Origin of the sequence: Rhizobium sp. BR 315, assembly GCF_050577975.1 — a bacterium.
GTDB lineage: Bacteria > Pseudomonadota > Alphaproteobacteria > Rhizobiales > Rhizobiaceae > Rhizobium > Rhizobium miluonense.
This window is the reverse complement of the sequence record NZ_JARWKZ010000209.1, coordinates 1-508: the sequence shown is the minus strand read 5'-3', so window position 1 is coordinate 508 and position 508 is coordinate 1. Positions and strand designations below refer to the sequence as shown.

The window sequence follows — 508 nt, the reverse complement described above, 5'->3', positions numbered from 1 at the left end:
AGTTTATATTATGCAAGCAGTCAAACAGATGCAGATAAGTTGAAAACAGAGTATGCGATGTTGAAAAAACACGGTTTTCCTGTTGAATATTTAGATGATAATCAAATGAAGGAGCGCTTCGGCTTCTCAAAGCCTGCTGCTATTCTTACAGAAGGAGATGCGGAGGTTAATCCTCAGAGGCTTGTTATTCAGCTTATTAAAGAGGCAGCTTTAAAGCAAAATGTCCGTGTATATGAACAAACTAATGTACAGGAGCAAGGCTTTATAGATGGATATTGGCAAATTAAAGCTGACAGCGGAGCAATCATTCACGCGAAAAAAATTATTTATTCAACAGGGTATGAAGCCGCACTTCATACGGACCGGCTTGGAGCTGAATTAAATCGTTCCTTCGCAATCGCAACAAGCAGACTTGAAAACTTTGCTGGCTGGGAAGGACAGTGCATGATATGGGAGACGAAACGACCGTATTTTTATATGCGGACTACATATGATGGCAGGATTGTAG

General features: G+C 40.6%; 1 protein-coding gene. It reads left to right on the top strand.

The genetic code is table 11. From position 1 onward, the window contains the following. On the top strand, positions 1 to 508 hold a 508-nt coding region (locus tag QD409_RS35810; protein WP_430765095.1), incomplete at both ends, for an NAD(P)/FAD-dependent oxidoreductase.